The 810-nt window shown below is 71.9% G+C and carries 2 protein-coding genes; one reads left to right on the plus strand and one right to left on the minus strand.

Annotation, left to right across the window (positions count from 1 at the left end; genetic code table 11):
- Nucleotides 1-340: HAD family hydrolase (locus tag KUM32_RS44645; protein ID WP_374227630.1), on the minus strand; the 340-nt coding region annotated here is incomplete at its 3' end.
- 97 nt (nt 341-437) lie between these two features.
- On the opposite strand from KUM32_RS44645, the gene KUM32_RS43060 reads away from it, so the two are divergent.
- The coding region (locus tag KUM32_RS43060) for an iron chelate uptake ABC transporter family permease subunit (RefSeq protein WP_217146982.1) at nt 438-810 on the plus strand (373 nt) is incomplete at its 3' end.

An 810-nucleotide genomic window follows, 5' to 3' on the forward strand; every position in this document is an offset into this window, starting at 1 on the left:
CCGGGGTGGGGGCGATGGCGTGGGTGGGATACAGCGCGCGGTAGCGATCACCGACTGGCTGGATCTGGTCGTCGGGGAACCAGTGCGCCAGCTCCTGTTCGAGCGGCGGGCCGAGCCGGGTGATGGCGAGGTCCGCGTCGATGAAGGTGCCGGTCTCTGCCGCGAGCGCCTGGTACGCGGCCTTGATGCCAGGTCGGGAGTCGATCAGGGTCATGTCGAGGTCGAAGCCGACCGTCAGGAAGGGCGGCGCGTCGCCGGTGCCCGGCCGCGGATCGGCCCGGCGCGGGGCCGGCCGGGGGTGCTGTGACGGCTGCGGGGGCTGGTGCGGATGCGAAGACATGGTCGATATTCTGCCGCGCCCCGCCCCTTACACTTAGCCTGACCTAACCACCTGCTCAAGATCCACTCATCCCACCGCGCGCGATGTGAAGGGCACGATGTCAGCCGTCCCGACCAGCAGCGCCAGGGCCTCCCTGGTCAGCCGCCGCATCGGCTGGACGGCGCTCGCCGTGTTGGCCCTGCTGCTCGCCATGCTGCTCAGCCTCGCGATCGGCAGCCGCCAGATCGCGCCATCCGCGGTCTTCGACGCGCTGCTGCACGGCGGCGGCAGCGACGCGGCCGAGGTGGTCCGCTCGATGCGCCTGCCGCGCACGGTGGTGGGGGTGATGGTGGGGGCCGCGTTGGCCATGGCGGGCACGGTGATGCAGGGCATCACCCGCAACCCCATCGCCGACCCCGGGATCCTCGGCATCAGCCAGGGCGCGTCGGTGGCGGTGGTGCTCGCCATCGCGTACGCCTCGGTGCACACGC

This window comes from Streptomyces sp. AC627_RSS907 (assembly GCF_019049165.1).